Genomic DNA, 24,628 nt, shown 5'->3' on the forward strand with positions numbered 1-24,628 from the left:
CGACGCGGTCAGGCGGCCGTCAGCAGCCGCTCGATCTCGTGGGTCGGATGCCGCGTCAGGTCCTTGTCCACTTCGGCCAGCAGGGCGGAGCCGAGCCGGGAGCCGATGGCAGCGCGGAGCGTGGCCAGGGTTTTCGGCGGCGCCGCGAGAATGAAGCCCCGGTGGCGGTCGGCCAGGTGCCGCGCCTCGATCTCGCGCGCCGTCTGCTCGGCGAAGGCCTGCTCGGCCAGGGCGTGCCAGTCCGTCCCCTCGATGGCGCTGGTCGGGCCGCGCTCGTTCTGCAGGCGCCCGGGCCGGTCGGTGCCCAGCGCGGCGGTGCGCTCGCTTTCGGGCGCTGCACGCACGCACTCGACCTTGAGGTTCGGGTAGGTCGCATCGCCCTCGTTGCGCAGGAACAGCGCCTTGCGGCCGTCGCAGACGACGACCCACGCGTCGTGCGGAATTCTGAGTTTCATGTTGCTTCTCCAGGTTTTGGATGAGTGCCGCGCCGAACGCCTCAAGGGCAGAGCACGGCCGCGCCCTGCAGGCGGCCGGCCCTCAGGTCGTCGAGCGCCTCGTTGGCCCGGACGAGCGGATAGCGCGTGACGTGGGTCTGTATGCCGACTTGGGGCGCAATCCGCAGGAACTCCGCGGCATCGGCGCGAGTCAGGTTGGCGACCGACAGGATCTGCCGCTCCTCCCACAGCCAGCGGTAGGGAAACGACGGAATGTCGGTCATGTGGATGCCGGCGCACACCACACGGCCGCCCTTGCGCACCGCCTTGAGCGCCATCGGCACCAGCTCGCCCGCCGGTGCATAGATGATCGCCGCGTCGAGCGGTTCGGGGGGCGGCTCGCCCGAAGCGCCCGCCCAGGCGGCCCCGAGCGACCGCGCGAAGTCCTGGGAGGCCATGTCGCCGGGACGCGTGAAGACGTAGACCTCACGCTGCTGCCAGAGCGCCACCTGCAGGATGATGTGGCCGGCGGCACCGAAGCCGTAGATGCCGAGCCTGCTGCCGCTCCCCGCCATGACCAGCGAGCGCCAGCCGATCAACCCGGCGCACAGCAGCGGGGCCGACGCCACATCGTCGCCGGTGCCCTCGAGCGGATAGGCGAAGCGCGCCTCGGCGACCACATGGGTGGCGAAGCCCCCGTTGCGGGTGTAGCCGGTGAACAGCGGCGCGTCGCAGAGGTTCTCATGGCCACTGCGGCAGTAGCTGCACTGCTCGCAGACATGGCCGAGCCAGCCGACGCCGACCCGCTGCCCGAGCGCCGGCGCCGAGACGCCGGGGCCCAAGGCGTCGACGACGCCGACGATCTCATGGCCGGGCACGATCGGCAGCACCGGGTCCGGCAGCTCGCCGTCGACCACGTGCAGATCGGTGCGGCAGACGCCACAGGCGCCGACACGAATGCGGATCTCCCCCGGTCCTGGGACAGGATCGGGCAGCTCGACCTCCGACAAGCGCTCGCCGGGACTACGCAGCATCATCGCACGCATGGCATGGCCTCCGGTGACCGCACACGCGGCAGGCTACGCCCTCCCGGCCGCACGTCCAGCAGCCCTAATGCGCCAGCGGCTTGCGGGTCTCGGCCAAGCGCTCGGTCGCCCGCGATCCCCAGCCCAGCGCGAGCCCGAAGACGACGAACGCACCGACGACGATCGTGAGAAAGGCGATATTGATCAGCGGCATGACCGTTCCTCCTGTTTGGAGGAGCTTGTCACTGTGCGGCGATCATCCCTTGATCTGGCGCAAGCGAGGCGCAACTTTTACGGCGCCGTGACGCCGCACGCCCGCGGCGGCCGTCGCGGCGGCTCAGCGGGGGCCGTCGTCGGGCCGGGCGCCGCGGGTGATCAGCCGCGCCGCCTCGTGGCGCAGCAGGTCGAACGGCGGCGAGCCCTTCAGCTTGCCCGCCATCTGCAGCACGATCAGCCCGTGCAGGGCGGCCCAGTAGACCCGGCTCAGGACCTCGGGCTCGCCCTCCAGCATGCCGGCGGCGACCATATCCTCCACATAGCTGGTGAGCGTACGCCGCGAACGGATCTCCGCCCGCGCCAGATCGGGGAACGTCGCATCGGACGGCTGCTCGAGCGCAAACATCAGCTTGTAGGCGGCCGGCTCGGCGAAGGCGAAATCCACGTAGGCCTGGCCCAACGCGCGCGAGCGCTCCCACAGGTCACCCGGCCCGGCATAGGCTCCCTCGATCCGATCGGAGAAGCGATCGAGCGCCGCGGTGCGGGTGGCGGCGAGCAACTCGTCCTTGTCGCGGAAGTAGCGGTAGAGCGAGGCGGCGCTCCAGCCGAGCTCGCCGGCAATCGAGCGCAGCGAGGTCTTGGCGAAGCCGCGCTCGGCGAACTGCCGCTCGGCGACGGCGCGGATGCGCTCGCGGGCATCGCGAACCTGATCGTCTGTCAGCAGCGGTGGCACCCCCTTGTCATACCGAACGGTGTTCAGTAGGCAAGTGCTGAACAGTGTTCAGCAGGATGGAACCCATGACCAGCGCCTTCAAGGACGACCTTCTCGCCGGCAAGACCGCTTTCGTCGCCGGCGGCACCAGCGGCATCAACCTCGGCATCGCCAAGCGTTTCGCCACACTCGGCGCCAAGGTCGCGGTCGTCGGCCGCAATCCGGAGAAGGCCCAGAACGCCGCCCGCGAGATCGGCGGCGGTGCGCTCGGCCTGTCTGCCGACGTGCGCGAGTACGGCGCCATCCGCGGCGCCATGGAGCAGGTCGCCCAGACCTTCGGACCGCTCGACATCGTGGTCTCCGGCGCTGCGGGCAATTTCCTGGCGCCGGCCAACGGCATGTCGGCCAACGCCTTCCGCACTGTGGTCGACATCGACCTGAACGGCACCTTCAACGTCTTCCGCGGCAGCTACGATCTGCTGCGGCGCCCCGGCGCCTCGCTGATCGCCATCACCGCGGGCCAGGCCGTCAATGCCGTCCCCCTCCAGATCCACGCCTGCGCGGCCAAGGCCGGCATCAATCAGGTGATCCGTGTGCTCGCCATGGAATGGGGCCCTGACGTGCGCGTGAACGGCATCTCGCCCGGCCCGATCGCCAACACCGAGGGCATGGCCCGGCTGGCGCCCGACCCGGCGACGCGCGATGCTCACTACGCGCGTATCGCCATGGGCCGGTGGGGCGAGGTCGAGGAGGTCGCCGAGTGCGCCGTCTTCCTGTCGAGCCCCTCAGCCTCCTACATCAGCGGCACGATCCTCGATTGCGACGGCGGCTCGCAGCTGGGCGACGCCTCGCGCCGCAACCTCGGCACCGGCCTGGGAGCATAGGTTCCGAGCGGTCCGGACGTCGTTCAACCCGCATGGAGCGGAGCGGCAGGCACGGATTATGGCGCCTGCCCTCCCCGCATACGCAAATTGATCGATGGGCCGGTTCCGTTTCCGGCTCGGATAGCGCAATCTATCGGAACCTTCAGACGAGGTTCCAAGCATGTCCGTTTCGATCGGCCGTACATCCACGCCAGTCGTCATGTATCGCATGACCTGGCGTGGCTGTGCGTACATGGCAATCATCCTGATGTTGCTCACGCTGTCGGGCGCGGGGCCGGCCATGGCGCAATACTACTCCGGCTCATGTCCGCGCGGGCAGAAGTTCGCCGCGGGCGCCTGCGTCACCTCCTGCCCGGCCGGCTATTCGGACCAGGGCAGCTACTGCCGCCTGCGCAACATGGGCGATTAGCGACGCTGACGGTCGCCCGCGCCCCGCGCGGCGGCCGCAGCACCTTCGGGAGCGCGGGCCCGATGCGGCGGTTTTCGCATTTGCAGTCCGCGGGCGCCGGTGCCATGAACGCGTTACAAATTTCAAGCCGAACGCGAGAGGAGCGCGCCCATGACGGCCCATGCCCAATTCGAGACGATCCGGGTCGAGAAGCGCGGCCAGGTTGACTGGGTGACGCTCAATCGGCCGGATTCGCTCAACGCCATCACCACCGGCATGGTGCGCGAGCTCGGCGCCTATTTCGGCGCGCTCTACGATGACGCAAACACCCGCATCGTGGTGCTGAAGGGAGCCGGCCGCGCCTTCTGCGCCGGCCTCGATATCAAGGAGCGCAGCCAGCGCGGCAACGAAGAGGTGCCGTTCGGGGGCGGCTTCGGCTTCCAGGGCTTTCTCGCCGACGTCTACATCAAGATGCGCCGCGCCCCGCAGCCGATCGTCTCGCTGGTCCATGGCCCCGCTTCCGGCGGCGGCTTCGCCTTCGTGCTGGCCTCGGACATCCGCATCGCCGGCGAGAGCGCGCGCATGAACGCCGCCTTCATCAAGCTCGGCCTGTCGTCCTGCGACATGGGCGTGAGCTACTTCCTGCCGCGGCTGGTGGGCGTGTCGGTGGCCTCCGAGCTGATGCTGACCGGCCGCTTCATCAATGCCCAGCGGGCGCTGGCCACCGGCCTCGTGTCCGAGGTCGTCCCCGACGATCAACTGGAGGCGGCGGCCCAGCCCTATCTCGACGAGATGCTGGCCACGTCTCCCATGGGGCTGCGGATGACCAAGGAAGGCCTCACCATGGCGGTCGACGCGGCGAGCCTGGAGGCGGCCATGGCGATCGAGAACCGCAACCAAGTCATGTGCGCGCGCTCCAACGACTTCGCCGAGGGGCTGAAGGCCTTTATCGAGAAGCGGAAGCCGGTTTACACCAACAGCTGAACGCTGCGTTTGTAGCGGCGACACGGGAGACGAGGAATGGATGCTGCTTGGGGTAACGCGCGGACCGGATCCGGCGAGACGGAAGCCCTCGAGGGCCTGCTCAACCGCCGGTACAGCTGCCGCGGCTATCGCACCGAGCCGGTGGCGCGCGAGGTCATCGAGCGCATCCTCACCCTGTCCCAGCGAACGGCGTCGTGGTGCAATGCCCAGCCCTGGAAGCTGATCATCACCTCCGGCGCGGAGACCGACCGTTTCCGCACGGCCCTGTTCGACTATGCCTCGTCCAACCCGCCGCGGTCGGACATCCCGGCGCCGCGCGAGTATCGCGGCGTCTACCTCGACCGCCGGCGCGAATGCGGCTTCGCCCTGTATGAGAGCGTCGGCATCGCCCGCGGTGACCGCGTCGCTTCGGCGGCGCAGGCCATGGAGAACTTTCGCCTGTTCGGGGCGCCGCATGTGGCCATCGTCACGTCCGACGAGGCGCTCGGCCCCTACGGCGCGGTCGACTGCGGCGCCTACGTCAGCAACTTCTGCCTGGCGGCCACCAGCGTCGGCGTGGCGACGATCCCCCAGGCGGCGCTTGCTTCCCACTCGCCCTTCATCCGGTCGTACTTCGCGCTGCCGGACGATCGCCAGGTGGTGTGCGGCATCTCGTTCGGCTACCCCGACGAGGAGCACCCCGCCAACAGCTTCCGCACCACCCGGGCCAAGCTACCCGAGGTGGTGACCTGGGCGGGGGACTAGAGCATTTTCAAGCGAAGTGGACACGGGTTCGCGTGAAGAAAATGCGATAAAACAAACAGCTAGAGCATTTCCGCGATTCAGGGAAACGCGGAGATGCTCTAGCCTCCGCTCACGCCCTCCGGCGGAACTGGAAGCGGCACTTGTCGGCACCGCCGGAGAGCACCGACGGCCGCTCGAAGCTGACGTTGTAGGGACCGTCGTTGAGTTCGTCGGCCCACACCGTATCCAGCGCGCAGAACACCGGCGTCACCTGCGGCGCGCCATTGCCGCGGAAGAAGTCGTTGAAGAAGCAGCGCTCCACATTGATGAAGCTGCGCTCGTCGTCCTGCACCTCCTGGGTGTAGACGAAGCTCTCGCCAAACACGACTTCGCCGCCGGACTTGAAATTCTCGGCGGCGCGCTCGAAGGCGTGCCCGGCGTCCTCGCGGGTAATCTTCATGCGGCTGGCCAGCCACTCCCGCACGTGCGGGCGCCGCGGCTCGACGAAGCTCTGCCGCAGGATAGCCAGCGCTCGCTCGTCCGAGCCCACGTCCTCGCGCAGCGCCCGCCAGCAGGCGAGCACGGCAGAGCAGAGCGACAGCAGGAAGGCATCCTGCTCGGTCCGCTGCCGATGCAGGTTGCCGCGGTAGGCGGCGTCGTATCCGTCGCGCACCCGCCGGGCCAGCCGCTCGGCATCGACCTCCGGCGCTGCGGTGCGCACCACGGCCACCAGATCCGCGATCTGCCGCTCGATCTCCCCACCCAGGAATGCGCTCATGCGGCCTCCTCAATGGCTGTACGCGGGTTGCGCAGATCGCTGATCGTGGGCGCGGAATGGGCGCCGACGCTGACACGTTCTCGTGTGCGATCGTTCGCGGCCGCGGATAATACCCACGTATGTCATCACAAGTCGATCGAGCGGCCGCATGTTGCGCCGATCGCGGACCCTATCGATCGACCAATAGATGAGGCTGGCGCCATGACTGTTTACCTTGGAGACACGCTCGTGCGGCGACGGATATTCCGCCGGAGCATCGCCGGTTCGGCGAAAGCTTCCGGTGCGGCCTTGATGCTATTGGCGCTGGCCGATGGATCGGCCTATGCCAGCCCGATCTCGTCCTACTGTCCCCGCGGGTTGAAGTTCGCGGCTGGCGCATGCGTCCAGTCGTGCCCGGCAGGCTACGAAGACCGGGGTACCATCTGTACCTATCGCAGCCTCGGCAGCTGAGGCGCCCTGCGGGCTGCCGACGCGCGTCGTCCGGGACCGATGGAGGTTCCCGGGATGGCTATACGACTCCACAAAAAGTCAAATAGTATGACTATTAAGCCGCATCTCCCTGTGGCATAAAGGGCTTGCCGGCAAGCGCCCGCGAGCGGCGCGGCGGCAGGATCCCAAGGGAGAAACGCCAATGAATCTCAAGGCCTTGTTGCTTGCGATCGCCTTGTCGGGCGCGCTCGGCCCGGCTGGCGCACGGGCGGCCGACCTCACCATCGGCTTCTCGCAAATCGGCTCGGAGTCGGGCTGGCGCGCGGCGGAGACCACCGTGTCGAAGGCGGAGGCCGGGAAGCGCAAAATCAACTTCAAGATCGCCGATGCTCAGCAGAAGCAGGAGAACCAGATCAAGGCGATCCGCTCTTTCATCGCTCAGGGCGTGGACGCGATCTTCCTCGCTCCCGTCGTCGCCGCCGGCTGGGATGCCGTGCTCAAGGAGGCCAAGGAGGCGCAGATCCCGGTCGTGCTCCTCGATCGCGACATCGATCCCTCCGGCAAGGACCTCTATCTGACGGCGGTGACGTCCGACAGCGTCCAAGAAGGTCGCGTCGCCGGCGAATGGCTGGTCAAGAGCGTCGGCTCCAAGCCGTGCAAGGTCGTCGAGCTGCAGGGAACCGTCGGCGCCAGCGTCGCGACCAATCGCAAGAAAGGCTTCGAAGACGGCATCGCCCACGCCGCGAACATCAAGATCGTGCGCAGCCAGACCGGCGACTTCACCCGCGCCAAGGGCAAGGAGGTGATGGAGAGCTTCATCAAGGCCGAAGGCGGCGGCAAGGACATCTGCGCCGTCTACGCCCACAACGACGACATGATGGTCGGCGCGATCCAGGCGATGAAGGAAGCCGGCCTCAAGCCGGGGTCGGACATCCTCACCGTCTCCATCGACGCGGTGCCGGATATCTTCAAGGCCATGGTGGCCGGCGAAGCCAACGCCACCGTCGAGCTGACCCCGAACATGGCCGGCCCCGCCTTCGATGCCATCGTCGCCTACAAGACGAAGGGCACGGTGCCGCCAAAGTGGATCCAGACGGACTCCAAGCTCTATACGGCAGCGGACAACCCCCAGGCGATCTACAACGGCAAGAAGGACCTCGGTTATTGAGGCCGGAGCTGCGGGCGCCCCCGGCGCCCGCTCCCCCGGTGGTCCGCATGCCAACGCCGAGATCGCCATGAGCCCAGTTGAGACACCGGCCCATTCGTCGGCCGACGCGGCCGCGCTGCTCGACGTGCGCGGCTTCTCCAAGTCGTTCGCAGGCGTCGTCGCGCTCGACCACGTCGATTTCACGCTGTGGCACGGGGAGATCCACGCCCTGCTCGGCGAGAACGGCGCGGGCAAGTCCACCCTCATCAAGGCCATGACGGGCGTCGTCACCCGCGATGCCGGCACCATGCGTCTGGAAGGCGAGGAGATCGCGCCCCGTTCGGCCGCGGGGGCGACGAAGGCCGGCATTGCCACGGTCTATCAGGAGGTCAATCTGGCGCCGAACCTGTCGGTCGCCCAGAACCTGTTCCTCGGCCGCCAGCCGACCCGCCTTGGGCTGGTGCGCGAGCGCGAGATGCGACGGCGCGCCGAAGTGCTGCTCACAGAGTTCGGCCTGTCCATCGACGTCGCGGCACCGCTCGAGAGCTATTCGGTCGCGATCCAGCATATCGTCGCCATCGCCCGTGCCGTCGATCAGTCCGCCCGTGTGCTCATTCTCGACGAGCCGACGGCCAGCCTCGACGCCCACGAGGTCGAGATCCTCTTCAGCGTCATGCGCCAGCTCGCTATGCGCCGGATCGGTATCGTCTTCGTCACCCATTTCCTCGACCAGGTCTACGCGATCTGCGACCGCATCACGGTGCTGCGCAACGGCCGCCTCGCGGGCACGGCGCGCGTTGCCGACCTGCCCCGCCTCGATCTCGTGCGCCTGATGCTCGGGCGCGAACTGAGCGCGGCGACCGCACAGGGACCACAGCTGCCCCCGACGGCCAGGGTTGCGCCCATCGCCGCCTTCGAGGGCTACGGCAAAGCGGGCCTCGTCGCGCCCTTCGATCTCGCGCTGCGGCCAGGCCACGTCGTCGGCCTCGCCGGCCTGCTCGGCTCCGGCCGCACCGAGACGGTCCGCCTCGTCTTCGGCGCGGAGCGCGCCGACTGCGGCACCGCCGCCGTGGGCGGGACGGAGGTCGCCATCGGCTCGCCCCGCGAAGCCATGCGGCTCGGCTTCGGCTATTGCCCGGAGGAGCGCAAGACCGAGGGCATCGTCGCCGATTTGACCGTGCGGGAGAACATCGTCCTGGCGCTGCAGGCCAGGCGTGGCGTGACCAATCCGATGTCGCGCCGCGAGCAGGACGAGATCGCTCGCCGCTTCATCCGGCTGCTCGACATCCGCCCGCCGGACCCGGAACGGCCGATCAGGCTCATGTCCGGCGGCAACCAGCAGAAAGCCCTGCTCGCCCGCTGGCTCGCCACGGCGCCGCGCCTGCTCATCCTCGACGAGCCGACCCGCGGCATCGACGTCGGCGCGCACGCCGAGATCATCGCGCTGATCCGCTCCCTGTGCGCAGAGGGCATGGCGCTGCTCGTCGTCTCGTCCGAACTGGAGGAGATCATCGCCTACGCCGACGAGGTGGTGGTGCTGCGCGACCGCGCCCATGTGGCTCACCTGACGGGCGAGCAGGTCAACGTGCAAGCCATCCTCGCCGCCATTGCCGCCGACGGGTCACTCGCCGGCGCCGCCGCGACCGGACACGCGTAAGGGGGAACGGGATGCTGCTCCGCCTGCCCCGCGCCGGGACCTCGCAGATCGTCGCGCTGCTGCTGATCCTGTCCGCCAACTGGCTGGTGTCGGCGCAGTTCTTCGACATCCGCCTGCAGGACGGCCGGCTGTTCGGCAGCCTCATCGACGTGCTCAATCGCGGCGCGCCGGTGGCGCTGCTGTCGATCGGCATGGTTCTCGTCATCGCCATGCGTGGCATCGACCTGTCGGTCGGAGCGGTCATGGCCATCTGCGGCGCCATCGCAGCCAGCCTGGCCGATGGCCACGCTTTGCCTGTCGTGCTCGCCGCGGCGCTCGGCACGGGTCTTCTGTGCGGATTGTGGAACGGCCTGCTCGTCGCAGCCTTCGGCATCCAGCCGATCGTGGCGACGCTGATTCTCATGGTGGCGGGCCGCGGCATCGCCCAGCTCATCACCGAGGGACGCATCGTCACCTTCACCTCCCCCGGCCTCGCCTTCCTCGGCGGGGGCTCGGTGCTCGGTCTGCCGACGCCGGTCGTGCTGACGTTCGCCATGCTGGCGCTCACGCTTCTCATCGTCCGCGGCACTGCGCTCGGCCTGATGATCGAGGCGACCGGCGGCAATCCGCGCGCCAGCGCGCTGGCCGGGATCGGCACGCGGCTCATCACAGTCGCCGTCTACATGTGGAGCGGGCTGTGCGCTGCGCTGGCCGGCGTGGTCGCGGCTGCCGACATTCTCGGCGCGGACGCCAACAACGCCGGCCTGTGGCTCGAGCTCGACGCGATCCTCGCGGTGGTGATCGGCGGAACCTCGTTGTTCGGCGGACGCTTCAGCGTGGTTCTGGCCGTCGTCGGGGCCCTCATCATCCAGGCCGTCAACACCGGAATCCTGCTCTCCGGCTTCCGCCCCGAGACCAATCTCGTCGTCAAGGCCGTCGTGGTGCTCGCCGTGCTGCTCGCGCAATCGCCACGTCTGTCCGGCCTCGGCATCTTCTTCCGCAGGAGCCGCCCATGACACGCCAGTCCGGCCGGCTGATGCCGGTCTTTGCCACGGCCGCCGTATTCCTCCTCGGCTTTCTGTTCTGCACGCTCGCCTACCCGAACTTCGCCTCGCTCAGGGTGGTGATGAACCTGCTGACCGACAACGCCTTCCTCGGCATCGTCACGGTCGGCATGACCTTCGTCATCATCTCCGGCGGCATCGACTTGTCGGTGGGCTCGGTGATCGGCTTCACGACGGTGTTTCTCGCCCTGGCCATGGAGCGCTGGGGCGTGCCGCCGCTCGTCGCCTTCGTGGCTATCCTCGCCCTGTGCGCCGCCTTCGGCGCGCTGATGGGCGCGGTCATCCAGTACTTCGACCTGCCGCCCTTCATCGTTACGCTGGCCGGCATGTTCCTGGCGCGCGGGGCGAGCTTCCTGCTCTCCACGGAGTCGATCCCGATCACGGCCGATCTCTATGCCCACCTCTCCGATCATGCGATCCGCCTCGCGGGAGGCGCCCGTCTCACGGTGCCGGCGATGATCATGCTGGCCGTCGTCGCGGCCGGCATGGTGCTGCTGCACCTCACCCGCTTCGGCGCCAATGTCTACGCGCTCGGCGGCAGCCGCGCCGCGACGGCGCTCATGGGGATCAACGTCGCGCGGACCACCGTATTGATCTACACGCTCTCCAGCGTGCTGGCCGGGCTCTCCGGCATCGTCTTCTCGCTCTACACGTCCAGCGGCTATTCGCTGTCGGCCGTGGGCGTCGAGCTCGACGCCATCGCGGCGGTGGTGATCGGCGGCACGCTGCTCTCGGGCGGCTACGGCTTCGTCATCGGCTCGTTCCTCGGCGTGCTGATCCAAGGGCTGATCCAGACCTACATCAGCTTCGACGGCTCACTGTCGAGCTGGTGGGCCAAGATCGCCACCGGCCTCCTGCTGTTGGCCTTCATCGCCTTCCAGCAGATCACGCTCCACGTGGCGCGCCGCCCGCGCCTGCGTCCCGCAGGAGTTGCGCTGCCATGACACCGCAGGTCATCGTCATTCCCGCACGCCGCGCGCATTCCAACCACGCGGAGGTGGCGCGCACCATCGGCATCGACATCATCGCCGGACGCTACCCGGAAGGCGCCAAGCTGCCGGGCGACGCGGAGCTCACGCTGCTCTTCGGCGTCTCCCGCCCGGTGCTGCGCGAGAGCGTGAAGACGCTGGTCGCCAAGGGCCTGCTCAGCACCAAGGCGCGCGTCGGTACCGTGGTGCGCGAGCGCGCCGCCTGGAACATGTTCGATCCGGACGTGCTCGCCTGGCACCTCGATGCAGGCATCGACACGCGCTTCCTGCGCGATCTCGCTGAAATCCGCCTCGCGGTGGAGCCGCGGGCCGCCGCGCTCGCGGCCGCACGGCGGAGCGAGGCCGACCTCGGGGTCATGCGCAAGGCGGTCGCTCGCATGAAGGACGAGCCCGGCGCCTCCGACGCGTTCGCCACAGCCGATCTCGCCCTGCACGTCGCGGTGGCGGCGGCCTCGGGCAACCCCTTCATGCGCTCGATCGGCGCGGTCATCGAGGCCGCGCTGCGCGCCTCGTTCCTGCTCAGCGCCCCATCCGACGCGCGCGAGCATGCCATCACCGTCAACGCCCATGGCCGCATCGTCGAGGCCATCGCCGCCGGAGACGACGAGGCCGCGAGCGCGGCGATGATCGACGTGATCCACAACGGCCTGCGCCGGCACGGCGCGGCGGGCTGAGGAGGGAGATCCGATGCCGAGCTCGCTCACTGCCCGACCTTACAGAGGGGTCTTTCCGGTCGTGCCGACGGTATTCGACGCGGACGGCCGGCTCGACCTCGAGGGCCAGAGACGTGCCGTCGACTTCATGATCGACGCCGGCTCGCACGGGCTGTGCATCCTCGCCAATTTCTCGGAACAGTTCGTGCTCACCGACGAGGAGCGCGACCTCGTCATGACCACCGTGCTGGAATACGTCGCCGGGCGGGTGCCGGTGATCGTCACCACCACGCATTTCGCCACCCATGTGTGCGTGGAGCGCTCGCGTCGGGCACAAGGCCTGGGCGCAGCCATGGTCATGGTCATGCCGCCCTACCACGGCGCCACCTTCCGGGTGCCGGAGAGCGCCATCTACGATTTCTACCGGGCCGTCTCCGAGGCCATCTCGATCCCGATCATGGTGCAGGACGCGCCGGTGGCCGGCACCCCGCTCTCGGTGCCCTTCCTCGCGCGCATGGCGCAGGAGATCGACAACCTCGCCTATTTCAAGATCGAGGTGCCGCAGGCCGCCGCCAAGCTGCGCGCCCTGATCGAGCAGGGCGGCGGCGCCATCGAAGGGCCGTGGGACGGGGAGGAGGCCATCACCCTCATGGCCGACCTCGACGCGGGTGCCACCGGCGCCATGACCGGAGGCGGCTATCCTGACGGCATCCGGCAGATCATCGACCCGTATGTCGCCGGGAAGCGCGAGGCCGCGATGGACGCCTATCAGCGCTGGCTGCCCCTCATCAATTACGAGAACCGGCAATGCGGGCTCGCCGCCTGCAAGGCGCTGATGAAGGAGGGCGGGGTCATCGCCCACGAGACCCTTCGAGCCCCACTGCCGGCCCTGCATCCCGCCACACGCGCCGGGCTGGTCGAGATCGCGCGCCGTCTCGATCCGCTCGTGCTGCACTGGGGGTGGTAAGAATGAGCCCGATCCGCCTCGCCATCGTCGGCCTCGGCAAGATCGCCCGCGACCAGCACATCCCCGCCGTCGCAGCAACGCCTGGCATCGTGCTCGCAGCAGTCGCCAGCCGCAACGCGGCCCTCGATGGCATCGTGCATGCGGCGACCCTCGACGAACTCATCGCGCGCGAACCTGAGATCGACGCGGTGGCGCTCTGCACCCCGCCGCAGGCGCGCCGCGCCCAAGCCGCCGCCGCCCTGGATGCCGGCCTGCACGTGCTGCTGGAGAAGCCGCCCGGCGCGACCGTAAGCGAGCTTGCCCCGCTCGTCGCCGCCGCCGAAGCGAACGGCAAGACGCTCTTCGCCACCTGGCATTCGCGCTTCGCACCGGCCGTCGAGCCAGCGCGGGCCTTCCTGGCGCGGCATGCGGCGAGATCGGTGACGATCGCCTGGAAGGAGGACGTGCGTGTCTGGCATCCCGGTCAGCAATGGATCTGGGAGCCGGGCGGGCTCGGCGTCTTCGATCCCGGCATCAACGCCTTGTCGATCCTGACGCGCATCCTTCCCCGCCCGGTCTTCGTCGTCCGGGCGCGCCTCGCCTTCCCTGCGAACCGTGATGCGCCGATCGCCGCCAAGCTCGACCTCGCCGACACGGCGGGCGTGCCCATCCGGGCGGAGTTCGACTTCCTGCAAACCGGCCCGCAGACGTGGGACATCCACGTCGAGACGGACTCCGGACGTCTCACCCTCTCCTCCGGTGGCGCCAAGCTGGTTCACGACGGCCAGACGCTCATCGACGAGAAGGAGACGGAGTACGAGGGCATCTACAGGCGCTTCGTCGAGCTGATCGGATGCGGCGCCTCGGATGTCGACCTCGCGCCTCTGGCCCTGGTGGCCGACGCGTTCCTGCTCGGCCGACGCCGCGACGTCGAGCCTTTCGAGTCCTGGCCATGAGCTCCGCCATGCCGGCCGGCCTTCTGCGCGAGATCTTCGGCACCCTGCCCGACGGACGACAGGTCGAGCGTGTCCGGCTTCTCGGCGCGGATGGCTTCGAGGTCGCGCTGATCACCTACGGCGCCGCGGTGCAGGCGCTCTACGTGCCCGACCGGGGCGGGAGGCTGGCGGACGTCGTGCTCGGCCACGACACGCTGGCGCCCTATGCCAGCGATCGCCGCTTCTTCGGTGCAACGATCGGGCGCTATGCCAACCGCATCGCCGGCGGAACCTTCGCTCTCGACGGCAATGCCTATAACGTACCCGTCAACGACGGGCCGAACTCCCTCCACGGCGGGACTGAAGGCTTCGACCGGAAGCTGTGGAGCATCGAGACGATGGGCGAGGCCCCGCTGCCCTGGGTCAGGCTGGCCTACGCGAGCCCCGACGGCGAGCAAGGCTATCCGGGGGCGCTCGACAACCGCGTGACCTACGCGCTCAGCGGCCCGCGCGAGCTGTCGATCACCTTCGAGGCGACGACCGACCGCCCGACCATCGTCAATCTGACCCATCACGGCTTCTTCAATCTTGCCGGCGTCGAGACGAACGTGGACGCGCTCGGCCATCGCCTGACGCTCCATGCCGACCGGTTCCTGCCGGTCGACGCGGACGCCATTCCGCTCGGGCCGCCCGCGCCGGTCGCCGGCACGCCGTTCGATTTCCGCAGCGGCGAACTGATCGGGGCCCGCATCCGGGAGGCGCACGACCAGCTTCGGCTCGGGCGCGGCTACGACCACACCTTCTGCCTTGCCGACGGCGACACCGCCAAGCCGCGCGTCGCCGCCCGGGTCGAGCACACCTTGTCCGGCCGGGTGATGGAGCTGTTCACCAACCAGCCCGGCATCCAGTTCTATTCCGGCAATTTTCTCGACGGCTCGGCAGCGGGCAAGTTCGGCCGGCTGTATCGCCAGTCGGACGCCTTCTGCCTCGAACCGCAGGCGTGGCCCGATGCGCCAAACCGGCCCGACTTCCCCTCGGCCCGGCTCGACCCCGGTCGGACTTACCGGCACGTCTCCATCTATCGCTTCTCCGTCGCCTGAACCGCAGGGAGCGCCGCCATGCCCGACAATGTACAGAAGACAGGTCGCCAGCTCCGCTCGAAGGCCTGGTTCGACAATCCGACCAATGCCGACATGACGGCGCTCTATCTCGAGCGCTATCTCAATTTCGGGCTCAGCCAGGAGGAGCTGCAGAGCGGCCGGCCCATCATCGGCATCGCGCAGACGGGGTCCGACCTGTCGCCCTGCAACCGCCACCATCTCGAGCTGGCGAAGCGGGTGCGCGAAGGGATCCGTCAGGCCGGAGGCATCGCCATCGAATTCCCGGTCCACCCGATCCAGGAGACCGGCAAGCGCCCGACTGCGGGGCTCGACCGCAACCTCGCCTATCTCGGTCTCGTCGAGGTGCTCTACGGCTATCCGCTCGACGGCGTCGTGCTCACCATCGGCTGCGACAAGACCACCCCGGCCTGCCTCATGGCCGCGGCGACCGTGAACATCCCGGCCATCGCGCTGTCGGTCGGACCGATGCTGAACGGCTGGTTCAAAGGCGAGCGGACGGGATCCGGCACCATCGTGTGGAAGGCGCGCGAGCTGCTGGCGACCGGCGAGATCGACTATGCGGGCTTCGTCAGACTGGTCGCCTCGTCGGCGCCCTCGACCGGCTACTGCAACACCATGGGCACGGCCACGACGATGAACTCGCTCGCGGAGGCGCTCGGCATGCAGCTCCCGGGGTCGGCCGCGATCCCCGCCCCCTACCGCGACCGGCAGGAGATCGCCTACCGCACCGGGCTGCGCATCGTCGACATGGTGCGCGAGGACCTGAAGCCCTCCGACATCCTCACGCGCGAGGCCTTCCTCAACGCCATCCGGGTCAACTCCGCCATTGGCGGCTCGACCAATGCGCCGATCCATCTCAATGCGCTCGCCCGGCATATGGACGTCGAGCTCACCATCGACGACTGGCAGACCTACGGCGAGGACGTCCCGCTGCTGGTCAACCTGCAGCCGGCCGGAGACTATCTCGGTGAGGACTATTATCACGCGGGCGGCGTGCCGGCCGTCGTCAACCAGCTCATGGGAGCGGGCCTCATCGGCGAGGGCGCCCTCACCGTCAACGGCCGTTCGATCGGCGACAATTGCCGCGGCGCCGCCATCGCCGACGAGGCGGTCATCCGGCCCTACGATCGCCCGCTCAAGGAGAAAGCCGGCTTCCGTGTGCTGCGCGGCAACCTGTTTTCGTCCGCCGTCATGAAGACGAGCGTGATCTCACCGGAGTTCCGCGCCCGCTACCTCTCGAACCCCGACGATCCCGATGCGTTCGAAGGCCGCGCCGTGGTGTTCGACGGCCCGGAGGACTATCACGCCCGCATTGACGATCCTGCGCTCGCCGTCGACGAAACCACCATCCTGTTCATGCGCGGCGCCGGGCCGGTCGGCTACCCCGGCGCGGCCGAGGTGGTGAACATGCGCGCGCCGGCCCACCTCATCAAGGCGGGTATCCACGCCCTGCCCTGCATCGGCGACGGCCGTCAGTCCGGCACGTCGGGCTCACCGTCGATCCTCAACGCCTCGCCGGAGGCCGCCGCCGGCGGCGGCCTCGCCCTGCTGCGCACAGGCGATCGCGTGCGCATCGACCTCGCGCGCGGCACGGCCGACATGCTGGTGCCCGAGGACGAGCTGGCCGAGCGCCGGCGCGCCCTCGAGGCGGCGGGCGGCTACGCCTACCCGGCGCACCAGACGCCCTGGCAGGAGATCCAGCGCGGCCTCGTGGGTCAGCTCGAGACGGGCGCGGTGCTGGAGCCGGCCGTGCGCTATCAGCGCATCGCCGAGACCAAGGGGATACCCCGTGACAACCACTAGCGGTCGCGCTCCCGGCGCGGCGTCTCCCACCCCGGAGACGGTTCCGGTCTCGTTGCTATGCGAGGAGCGTTGTCATCTCGGCGAAGGTCCGAGCTATGACCCGGCGACCGACACCGCCTGGTGGTTCGATATCGTCGAGCGCCGGCTCTACGAGTGCCGGCTCGCCAGCGGGACGCCCGAGGTCCATGTGCTGCCCGTCATGGCGAGCGCGCTCGCGCCGTGCGGCGACCGCCGCCAGCTGCTGTGGACCGAGCGCGGCCTGGTGCTCCGCGACGTCGTCACCGGACACCTCGACCCGATCGCGGACGTGGAGGCGGATAATCCACGAACGCGCTCCAACGATGCGCGGGTGCATCCGAGCGGGACCTTCTGGATCAGCACGATGGGCCGCGGAGCGGAGCCCGGTGCGGGAACGATCTACGCCTTTCACGCCGGGACCGTGACGACGCTCTTCACCGGCGTCACCATTCCCAATGCCATCTGCTTCTCCCCCGACGGCGCCTGGGGTTACTTCGCCGACACGCCGACGAACCGGCTCAACCGCGTGAGGCTCGATCCCGCCACGGGCTTGCCGCTCGAAGCGCCCAGCGTTCTCCACACACATATGGGCGAGGGCGGCATCGACGGTGCCGTGACCGACGCCGAAGGTGTGATCTGGTGCGCCGTCTGGGGCGGCACGCGGCTGAACGCCTATTCGCCCGGAGGGCAGCTCATCCGCTCGGTCCGCGCGTCGGCCCGGCAGACGAGTTGCCCGATCTTCGTCGGTCCGGACTTCGACCTCGTGCTCGTCACCTCCGCCTGGCAGGATATGGACGAAGAGGCCCGCGCTGCTGACCCGCATCACGGCCAGACCTTCCTCCTCGACATCGGCGTGCGCGGCAGGCCCCAACCGCGTGTGCAGCTCGCAGGCGGATGATGGGCTGCATTGCATGCGGCAGGTGACAAGCGCGGGAAAGCGTCCTATCGTTATATACGATCGAATATAGCGAGTGAGGCGTGCGTTGGAGATCGAGAGCCGAGCCCTGACCACCTGCGAGGTCACCAACGACGGCCGCGACATCCTGCTCGGGCTGATCGACGGTGCCGGCGTCGCCAGCCATCTGCGCATGCCGGTCGACCAGATCGGCGCGCTGGCGATGACGCTGCCCCGCCTGATCGAGAAGGCGCTGCGCCTGCGCTATCGCGATGCCAGCCTGCGCTACACATTTCCCTTGGGCTCGTGGGACCTCGAACAGTCGGCCGACCCCGGCATCTGCATGATCACACTGCGCACGCCGGACGGCTTCAGCGTCTGTTTCGCCGTGCCCAGGTCGGAGACCGAGGCGCTGAGCGAGGCATTCGCCGCACCGCCCGAGCCGCAACCGGCGGTCCGGGCGAATTAGACGCTTCGCAAGCCGTGATCGACGGGGACTGCGTCGCAGCACTGCTGGGGCTGACGCAGGTCAATCGCCGAATTTCCGGGCGGCATAGTCGATGCCGGCTTGAACCTCGCCCATGGCCTGCTGGATCAGCTGCATGGCGTTGACCCGGTGTCCCCCCTTGTCGGGCGTGGCCTCGCGCAGTGAGACAAGCGCATCGCTGAGGGAAGCCAGGGCGCGCTCCATGTTGCCTTGGTAGGCGACCGCTTCGGGCGCGCTCGCCGCGAGCGCGGAAGTCGCCACTGCGCCGACAGCGGCAAGGCGGATGAAGTCGCGCCGGGACGTGTCACCGATGTTCACGAGAGTGCTCCTTTGATGGATTGATCGTATGGCGTCTGAGAGGTGAGCTGATCGGGCCAGGGGCCACGCGCCCACATTGGGCGGCGAGCGGCCTTGTGGCCGTCGCATCGCTCAGAATCGGTATTCGACCTTCAGCGAGCCGGCGTTCGACTGGTAACCGTCGCCGTAGGCCCCCGTGTATTCGAGCTTCGCGCTCCAGGGGCCGCTGTCCATCACCTGGGCGCCGACATTGACCAGAGCCATCTGCCTGGGCAGGACCGTCTGCGTCCGGAAGCTGCCGGCGCCGATGGGCGCGTTGACGAAGCTCGCATCCGCGGTCCACCCGTTGTCGCTGGCCAGCAGCGCGCCTGCCGCTGCATAGAGGCGCACTGTCGAGCCCGTGCCGAGAGCGATCCGGGTGCCGGCCTCCAGCATCGGCGCGACCATGAAGCGGACGGCACCCTCGCCCTTGACGCGCATGTTCAGGGCCGTGCCGACCTCCGTGTAGCCGTCAGTATGGCCGTAGATGGCGTGAGCATCGATGGAGGGCTTGAGGTACCAATCGCCGAACGGCAGTGCATAGGCCACGCGGCCATGCAGACCGGCGTACTGCGCGCCGAACGATGCGCTGGTGATGTCCGCCGCGCCGTTGACGCCGAGGTAGCGCGAGCTGTCGTAGCGGCCGAAGCCGCCGTCCACCGCTACCGCGAACTGCCAGCGATCCCACTCACGCTTCAACACCAGGCCGGCGGCGCCTGTGTTGCCGTCGAGGTCGGTGATGGCGCCGCCCGCCGACTGCGTGGTCGACCCGTAGGCCAACGAGCCGCCGAGGAACCAGCCGTCGGCGATCTCCTTCTGGCCGCCGACCTGAAGCACCGCACGGTTCTGGCCGAAGCCGGCGAGCCCGCCGGATGAGGCCACGCTGGCGCGGCTCGCACCCGCCCGGCCCCACACGCAATCGCGCTCGCGCCAGGCCGGTCCCTGCCCCTCGAGCGTCGGGCAGTTGTTCATGTTGGCGACGAAGTCCACGCTCGCCTGCGGCTGCAGCGCGCCGACCCGCGTGGCTGCGGTGCCGGCCAACCCACCGAGCACGCCGGCGTAGCTCGCCGTATCGCCCACCGCATTGGCGAGCTTGAGGAACGCGCCGCTCATGCGGCCGGCGTCGTCCGTATCCCAAACCCGCTGCAGATAGTTCGCCGCCGCCTGCTGGGACACGCCAAGAACGGCGTTGTCGTCCTGCAGGTGCGGCTTTGCCGCCACCTGGAGGGTCGAGCCGACGACGCTCGCCGCATAGCTGAACAGATGGCTGCCGGCGAGCTGCGGGCTGGCGCCAAGGCTCGGACCCAGCGTCAGTCCGCCGTCCGCCTGCAGCACCGTCGCCGGCGTCTTGCTCAGGCTCAGCGGGTTGACCTTGATGGTGCCGTCGATCACGGCGGCCTGAGTGACGTGCAGCAGGTCGGCGGTGCGGCCCACATGATCGACGTCGAGCACCAGGGTGCCGGTCGAGGTCTGCGTGAGCTTGCCGTCGAGCTGCACCGTCGCCGTCCGGCCGATGCCGCCGACGATCAGCTTGCCGTCGTTGACGAACTGGCCGCTGCCGCCGAGATGGACGGCCTTCGTGGCGTTGAACGTGCCCTGGGGGTAGTTGTGGACGATGCTGCCTGCGGTGAGAGAGGTGCCGCCGGCCATCGTGCCGTAGTTCTCCACGTCGACGTTGCCCACGGTGTTCGCGACGCTGATGCCGCTGGCCGCCGAGATCGTCCCGTAGTTGGTGACGAGATTGATGGAGCCGGCGGTCGTGCCGGCGGCGCCGCTGTCGATGAAGATGCCGGCGGCGGTGCCCGAGCCGCCCGTGACCGAGGCAGCTGTGTTGTTCGCCGAGCCCACGTTGATCGTGATCACCGAGCCCGCGCCGTTGGTGCCGGTGCTCTGGGCGTAGACTCCGTGCGAGCCGCTCCCGGTCGCCGTCACCGTGCCATCGACGTTGACGTCGACCAAGCCGCCGGTGCCGCTGCCGCCCGCTCCCGACCAGCCGTTGACGGCGCCCGCTGCCGTGGTGACACGGCCGCCGCCGCCGCCGACGCTCTGGGCAAGGATCGCCGGAGCATTGACGCCGCTCGTCGCCACCGACCCGCCCTGGTCCACCGTGACCGTGACCGGCCCGCCGTTGCCGATGCGGGTGCCGCCACCGGTAAAGCCGACGAGGTTGGAGGCCGCCGCCGGGTCGCCGCCGAAGCCGCCGCCGCCACCGATCGACTGCGCCACGATGCCGATGGCGCCATCGCCACTGGTGGTGATGCTGCCCAGCGTCTCGACGTTGACCGATCCGCCATTGCCCACGAACGTGCCCGAGCCGAAGAACGAGGTTCCCGTGGGCGTTCCGCCGGTGAGCAGGCCGCCGCCGCCGCCGATGGACTGCGCGACGATGCCATAGGCGTCGCGTCCTGCCGTGGCGATGGTGCCAGGTTGCGTGCTCGCGGCTCCCTGCGTGCTGCCGTTGAACACGTTCACCATGCCGCCGTCGGCGCAGCCGCTCGTCTGGCAGGTGCCGGCCGAGCCGCCGAAGGTGAGCCCGATCTGGTAGGTGTCGCCGGTGAGGTCTGCGCCGCCGCCGGTGTTGGTGTCGGTCGACAGCGTCTTGACGAAGCCGCCGCCGCCACCGATCGACTGCGCCACGATGCCGATCGAACGATGGCTCTGGGTCAGGATGGTGCCGCCGCCGTTGTCGACCGTCACGGTATTACCGGCGCCGGTGGCACCGCCGTCACCACCGATCGAGATCGCCACGCCCAGCAGCCCGGTCTTCGCGCCGGAAAGGCCGCCCTTGCCGCCGCCGCCGCCGATCGATTGGGCGACGATGCCGTTGGCGAGCCCGCCGGTGGTGGTGATGCTGCCGCCGGTATTGGATACATCGACGACGCCGCCGCTGCCGCCGCTTCCTCCGGTTCCGCCGACGCCGAAGGACGACGTTGGATCGAGGCCACCGGTGGAGGCCGAGGCAGCGCCCGCAGAACCGCCCCCGCCGCCGATCGACTGCGCCCAGATACCGTCCGACATCTGGCCGACGGTGCCGATCGGGCCGCTGTTGGCCACGGTGACAGTGTTGCCGTTGCCGCCGCTTCCGCCGCTGCCACCGACCCCGATCGTGAGCTTGAAGCTGCCGATGGCGCTGCCGTCGGTGGCACCGCCGCCGTCCTCCGACAGGCTGTCCAGGTCGTTCGCCACGTTGCCGGTCGATGTGCCACCGCTGCCGACGAGCGAATTGGCCATGCTGATCAGGCTGTTGATGTCGGTCTTGCCGGCGACCTGCGCGGCGGCGTTGGAGTTGACGTTGCCGTTCTGATCCACGAGGGCGCCGACGCCGAGGTTGAGTCCGCTCTGGAGACCTGTGATGGCGTTGCCGTTGCCGCCGGCGTTGTCGGTTGTCTTGCCGCCGAGCGAGCTTCCCGCCTTGCCGCCGGCGCCGCCGCCGCCGCCAATGGACTGAGCGTAGATGGCCGTCGCATCGGCGCCGAAGGTGACGATCGAACCGCTGTTGGTCGCGGTCACGCTGCCCCCGGCGCCCCCGCTGCCACCGCTGCCGCCGGTCTTGACGGCGAGGCCCAGGGTGCCGCCCGACTGGGTGGCCGCAGCGCCTCCGCCAGCCCCGCCGCCGCCGCCGATCGACTGCGCCAGCAGGCCGTAGCCGGCGTCGCCGAGGGTCAGGATGCCGCCGGTATTCGTGGCGTTGGCGGTGCCACCGTTGCCGCCGCCACCACCGGTGCCGCCGAGCCCGATGGAGGTGTTGCCGGTGGTGCTGCCTCCCTTCGACACCGCATTGCCGTCGCCGCTGCCGCCGGCGCCGCCGCCGCCGCCGATCGACTGAGCCACAATGCCGCTGCCGCTCTCGCCGGTAGCGATGATCACGCCGGAATTCTCCGCGTCCGCTGTCTGCGCCGCGTCCGAGCCGCCACCACTGCCGCCGATGGAGAGGCTCGTGTTGATGGAATAGCCCTGGCCGTTGATCGTCGAGCTCGCCTTGGAATCGCCGCCGGCGCCGCCGCCGCCGGAGATGCTCTGGGCAACGAGGCCCGACGAGCCGGCGCCCGAGACGGCGATCAGGCCGCTGTTGCCGGCCCACACGTTGCCGCCCGCCCCGCCGGTGCCGCCCGCGCCGCCAATAGCGGCGGCGAGCGAGAAGTTGACCAGCGGCGGATCGTCGTCTGAGTTCACCGCGATCGTATAGGCTTGCGCGACCGAGGCGCCGCCGACACCGCCGCCGCCGCCGATCGACTGGGCCAGGATCCCGTGGGAATCAGCGCCCGTGGTGAAGATCGTGCCGCTGTTGACGATCCGGTTGGCGGCGGTATCGCCGACATTGCTGCCGTCGCCGCCGCCGCCGCCCGTACCGCCGATGGTGACGGCCGATCCCCACAAGACCGACGTGGTGTAGCCGATCGCCGATCCGCCGACGCCGCCGCCACCGCCAATGCTCTGGTACACCATGCCGGACGAGTGCTGGCCGCTGGTCTGGATGGTGCCTGAACTGCCGCCGAGCACCGAACCGCCGCTGCCGGCGCCGGCGCCGGAGCCGCCGACCAGATAATTGACGATCGCAGTGCTGCCGGTTGCATTGCCGCCGTTGCCGCCGCCACCGCCGATCGATTGCGCGACGATGCCAGCGGAGCGGTCGCCAAGCGTCCTGATCGCGTTGCCCAACGTGACCGACACCGTCGAGCCGCTGGCGCCGCTGTTGCCGTTGCCGCCCACGGCGAAGCCGCCACCGCTGTCCGAGCCGCCGCCGCCGCCGCCGCCACCGAGCGATTGCGCCAGGACAGCGATCGAATCCGCACCTGCGGTTGAAATCGACCCACCGCTGCCGGTGATCGTGACGGCACCGCCGGGAGCTGCCGTGCCGCCGCCGCCGCCGCCGCCGGTAAAGCCGTCGGCCGTGCCGCCTGCACCGCCACTGCCGCCTGCGGACACGGCCATAACGCCAGGGCCCCCGCCTATGGTGATCGCGCCGTTGAGCGTGGCCGTGATCGTGCCGGCCGTGCCGCCGTTGCCGCCGTTGCCGCCGCTGCCACTGTCGGCCGTGCCGCAGTCATGATTGGTCGGGCTGCACTTGTAGGCATTGCCGCCGTTGCCGCCATTGCCGCCGAAGGATTCCAGCAGCAGGCCGTAGCCGGCGCCCGCCGTGATCGTTGCGCCGCTCGCCAGGGTCATGCTGACATTGCCGGCATTGCCGCCGGTACCACCATCTCCGCCCATGATCTGGACCGCGCCGGTGATGTCGTTTGCCCCGTTGCTCCCCTGGCCGCCCCAGCTCGATACCTGCACGCCCCACCAGTTGCTGGCGCTGGTGACGCTGCCGCCCAGGGTCAGGCTGGTGTTGCCGCCGTTGCCGCCGTTGCCGCCGTTGGAGGCATAGTGGCCGTAGCCGCCGTCGGTCCCCGGACCACCCGTGCCGCCCCAGCTCCACAGCCGCAGCGCAACGACCGTGGACGTGTCGCCTTGGGCCGTTGCCACCGTGCCGTTGAAGCTCTGCACGATGACATTGCCGGCGTTGCCGCCGGTCCCGGGATTGCCCGTATTGTCCGAGCCATACGAGCTCTGCGAGCCTGAGCCGCCGGTGCCGCCCTGGCTGAAGAACGAGACCAGCGCGCTGCCAGGGGCGATCCCGGTCGCAGTCACGCCGGAACCGACGTTGATGCCATAGATGCCGCCGGCATAGCCGCCAGGGCTGCCCGCGTCGCCGTCGCCCCTGGCATCTCCACCCGTGCCGCCGAGCATGGTGATCCCGATCGCCCCGTTGGCGTCCGTGCCGACGTAGCTCGCGCTAGCGGGAAAGGGCGTGGTGATGTCGGGATTGCTGGCGCCGGTGGTATGATCGGCAACGCCCGGGTAGAAATAGACGAAGCAGTTCTGGCCGTTCGTCGTGCCGCAGGGAGCGACGGCCTGCGCCAGGCTCGGTGTCGCCGCAGCGGCCACGACTACGGAGCTCAGGGCGGTCGTCGCGAGCAGCAGCGACGGCACGCGTGGCCGGCGCCGGCCTGATGTGCTGGATATCATGACGCCCCCCTCG

The 24,628-nt window shown here is 69.3% G+C and carries 22 protein-coding genes; 15 read left to right on the plus strand and 7 right to left on the minus strand.

What is annotated here, in order from left to right; all coding sequences use genetic code 11:
• Window positions 1-8 precede the first annotated feature (8 nt).
• The 4 genes from ACZ5PO_RS31770 to ACZ5PO_RS31785 form a co-directional block, all read right to left on the minus strand.
• Window positions 9-455: a host attachment protein gene (locus ACZ5PO_RS31770; RefSeq protein ID WP_464186512.1), complete on the minus strand. Its 447-nt coding sequence runs from the start codon at window positions 453-455 to the stop codon at window positions 9-11.
• 41 nt (window positions 456-496) lie between these two features.
• Window positions 497-1,480, minus strand: coding sequence for a zinc-dependent alcohol dehydrogenase family protein (locus ACZ5PO_RS31775; protein WP_464186514.1), 984 nt, complete (start codon window positions 1,478-1,480; stop codon window positions 497-499).
• A 64-nt stretch (window positions 1,481-1,544) separates the two neighbouring features.
• On the minus strand, window positions 1,545-1,673 hold the full coding sequence (locus ACZ5PO_RS31780) for a hypothetical protein (RefSeq protein WP_464186516.1): 129 nt from the start codon (window positions 1,671-1,673) through the stop codon (window positions 1,545-1,547).
• A 123-nt stretch (window positions 1,674-1,796) separates the two neighbouring features.
• Window positions 1,797-2,408: a TetR/AcrR family transcriptional regulator gene (locus tag ACZ5PO_RS31785; RefSeq protein ID WP_464186518.1), complete on the minus strand. Its 612-nt coding sequence runs from the start codon at window positions 2,406-2,408 to the stop codon at window positions 1,797-1,799.
• A gap of 65 nt (window positions 2,409-2,473) precedes the next feature.
• On the opposite strand from ACZ5PO_RS31785, the gene ACZ5PO_RS31790 reads away from it, so the two are divergent.
• From ACZ5PO_RS31790 to ACZ5PO_RS31805, 4 genes are all read left to right on the plus strand, one after another.
• The gene (locus ACZ5PO_RS31790) at window positions 2,474-3,271 is read left to right on the plus strand and encodes an SDR family oxidoreductase (RefSeq protein WP_464186519.1); all 798 of its coding nucleotides are present in this window, start codon (window positions 2,474-2,476) and stop codon (window positions 3,269-3,271) included.
• 232 nt (window positions 3,272-3,503) lie between these two features.
• Window positions 3,504-3,680, plus strand: coding sequence for a hypothetical protein (locus ACZ5PO_RS31795; RefSeq protein WP_464186520.1), 177 nt, complete (start codon window positions 3,504-3,506; stop codon window positions 3,678-3,680).
• A gap of 150 nt (window positions 3,681-3,830) precedes the next feature.
• Window positions 3,831-4,643, plus strand: coding sequence for an enoyl-CoA hydratase/isomerase family protein (locus tag ACZ5PO_RS31800; protein WP_464186521.1), 813 nt, complete (start codon window positions 3,831-3,833; stop codon window positions 4,641-4,643).
• Between the two features lie 36 nt (window positions 4,644-4,679).
• Complete coding sequence (locus ACZ5PO_RS31805; RefSeq protein ID WP_464186522.1) at window positions 4,680-5,387, plus strand: nitroreductase; 708 nt, start codon at window positions 4,680-4,682, stop codon at window positions 5,385-5,387.
• Window positions 5,388-5,496: 109 nt separating this feature from the next.
• Here ACZ5PO_RS31805 and ACZ5PO_RS31810 read toward each other — a convergent pair whose 3' ends face one another.
• A complete protein-coding gene (locus tag ACZ5PO_RS31810) occupies window positions 5,497-6,144 on the minus strand; it encodes an L-2-amino-thiazoline-4-carboxylic acid hydrolase (RefSeq protein WP_464186524.1) in 648 nt (215 codons plus the stop codon).
• 631 nt (window positions 6,145-6,775) lie between these two features.
• Here ACZ5PO_RS31810 and ytfQ point away from each other — a divergent pair.
• The 11 genes from ytfQ to ACZ5PO_RS31865 all read left to right on the plus strand — a co-directional run bounded on the left by ytfQ (window position 6,776) and on the right by ACZ5PO_RS31865 (window position 18,249).
• Entirely contained in the window at window positions 6,776-7,741 is a 966-nt protein-coding gene (gene ytfQ, locus ACZ5PO_RS31815) for a galactofuranose ABC transporter, galactofuranose-binding protein YtfQ (RefSeq protein ID WP_464186525.1), read from the plus strand.
• Between the two features lie 67 nt (window positions 7,742-7,808).
• Window positions 7,809-9,377 carry a sugar ABC transporter ATP-binding protein gene (locus tag ACZ5PO_RS31820; RefSeq protein WP_464186527.1) on the plus strand — a complete coding sequence of 523 codons (1,569 nt, stop codon included), beginning with the start codon at window positions 7,809-7,811 and terminating at the stop codon, window positions 9,375-9,377.
• A gap of 11 nt (window positions 9,378-9,388) precedes the next feature.
• On the plus strand, window positions 9,389-10,372 hold the full coding sequence (locus tag ACZ5PO_RS31825) for an ABC transporter permease (RefSeq protein ID WP_464186529.1): 984 nt from the start codon (window positions 9,389-9,391) through the stop codon (window positions 10,370-10,372).
• The gene (gene yjfF / locus ACZ5PO_RS31830) at window positions 10,369-11,364 is read left to right on the plus strand and encodes a galactofuranose ABC transporter, permease protein YjfF (protein ID WP_464186530.1); all 996 of its coding nucleotides are present in this window, start codon (window positions 10,369-10,371) and stop codon (window positions 11,362-11,364) included. The genes ACZ5PO_RS31825 and yjfF overlap by 4 nt, the downstream gene beginning before the upstream one ends.
• Entirely contained in the window at window positions 11,361-12,083 is a 723-nt protein-coding gene (locus ACZ5PO_RS31835) for a FadR/GntR family transcriptional regulator (RefSeq protein WP_464186531.1), read from the plus strand. The genes yjfF and ACZ5PO_RS31835 overlap by 4 nt, the downstream gene beginning before the upstream one ends.
• Window positions 12,084-12,096: 13 nt before the next feature.
• Entirely contained in the window at window positions 12,097-13,029 is a 933-nt protein-coding gene (locus ACZ5PO_RS31840) for a dihydrodipicolinate synthase family protein (protein ID WP_464186532.1), read from the plus strand.
• Between the two features lie 2 nt (window positions 13,030-13,031).
• Window positions 13,032-13,964, plus strand: coding sequence for a Gfo/Idh/MocA family protein (locus tag ACZ5PO_RS31845; protein ID WP_464186533.1), 933 nt, complete (start codon window positions 13,032-13,034; stop codon window positions 13,962-13,964).
• Window positions 13,965-13,972: 8 nt separating this feature from the next.
• Entirely contained in the window at window positions 13,973-15,043 is a 1,071-nt protein-coding gene (locus tag ACZ5PO_RS31850) for an aldose epimerase family protein (protein WP_464186534.1), read from the plus strand.
• A gap of 18 nt (window positions 15,044-15,061) precedes the next feature.
• The gene (locus tag ACZ5PO_RS31855; RefSeq protein ID WP_464186536.1) at window positions 15,062-16,867 is read left to right on the plus strand and encodes an IlvD/Edd family dehydratase; all 1,806 of its coding nucleotides are present in this window, start codon (window positions 15,062-15,064) and stop codon (window positions 16,865-16,867) included.
• Complete coding sequence (locus ACZ5PO_RS31860; RefSeq protein ID WP_464186537.1) at window positions 16,854-17,783, plus strand: SMP-30/gluconolactonase/LRE family protein; 930 nt, start codon at window positions 16,854-16,856, stop codon at window positions 17,781-17,783. Before ACZ5PO_RS31855 ends, ACZ5PO_RS31860 begins: the two co-directional genes overlap by 14 nt.
• Before the next feature lie 73 nt (window positions 17,784-17,856).
• The gene (locus tag ACZ5PO_RS31865; RefSeq protein WP_464186538.1) at window positions 17,857-18,249 is read left to right on the plus strand and encodes a hypothetical protein; all 393 of its coding nucleotides are present in this window, start codon (window positions 17,857-17,859) and stop codon (window positions 18,247-18,249) included.
• Window positions 18,250-18,309: 60 nt separating this feature from the next.
• On the opposite strand, the gene ACZ5PO_RS31870 is transcribed toward ACZ5PO_RS31865, so the two are convergent.
• Both ACZ5PO_RS31870 and ACZ5PO_RS31875 read right to left on the minus strand, forming a co-directional pair.
• A complete protein-coding gene (locus ACZ5PO_RS31870; protein ID WP_464186539.1) occupies window positions 18,310-18,585 on the minus strand; it encodes a twin-arginine translocation signal domain-containing protein in 276 nt (91 codons plus the stop codon).
• A 111-nt stretch (window positions 18,586-18,696) separates the two neighbouring features.
• On the minus strand, window positions 18,697-24,615 hold the full coding sequence (locus tag ACZ5PO_RS31875) for a hypothetical protein (protein WP_464186540.1): 5,919 nt from the start codon (window positions 24,613-24,615) through the stop codon (window positions 18,697-18,699).
• Between the last annotated feature and the right edge of the window lie 13 nt (window positions 24,616-24,628).

The sequence above is a fragment of the Chelatococcus sp. KU-N122 genome (genome assembly GCF_055391085.1).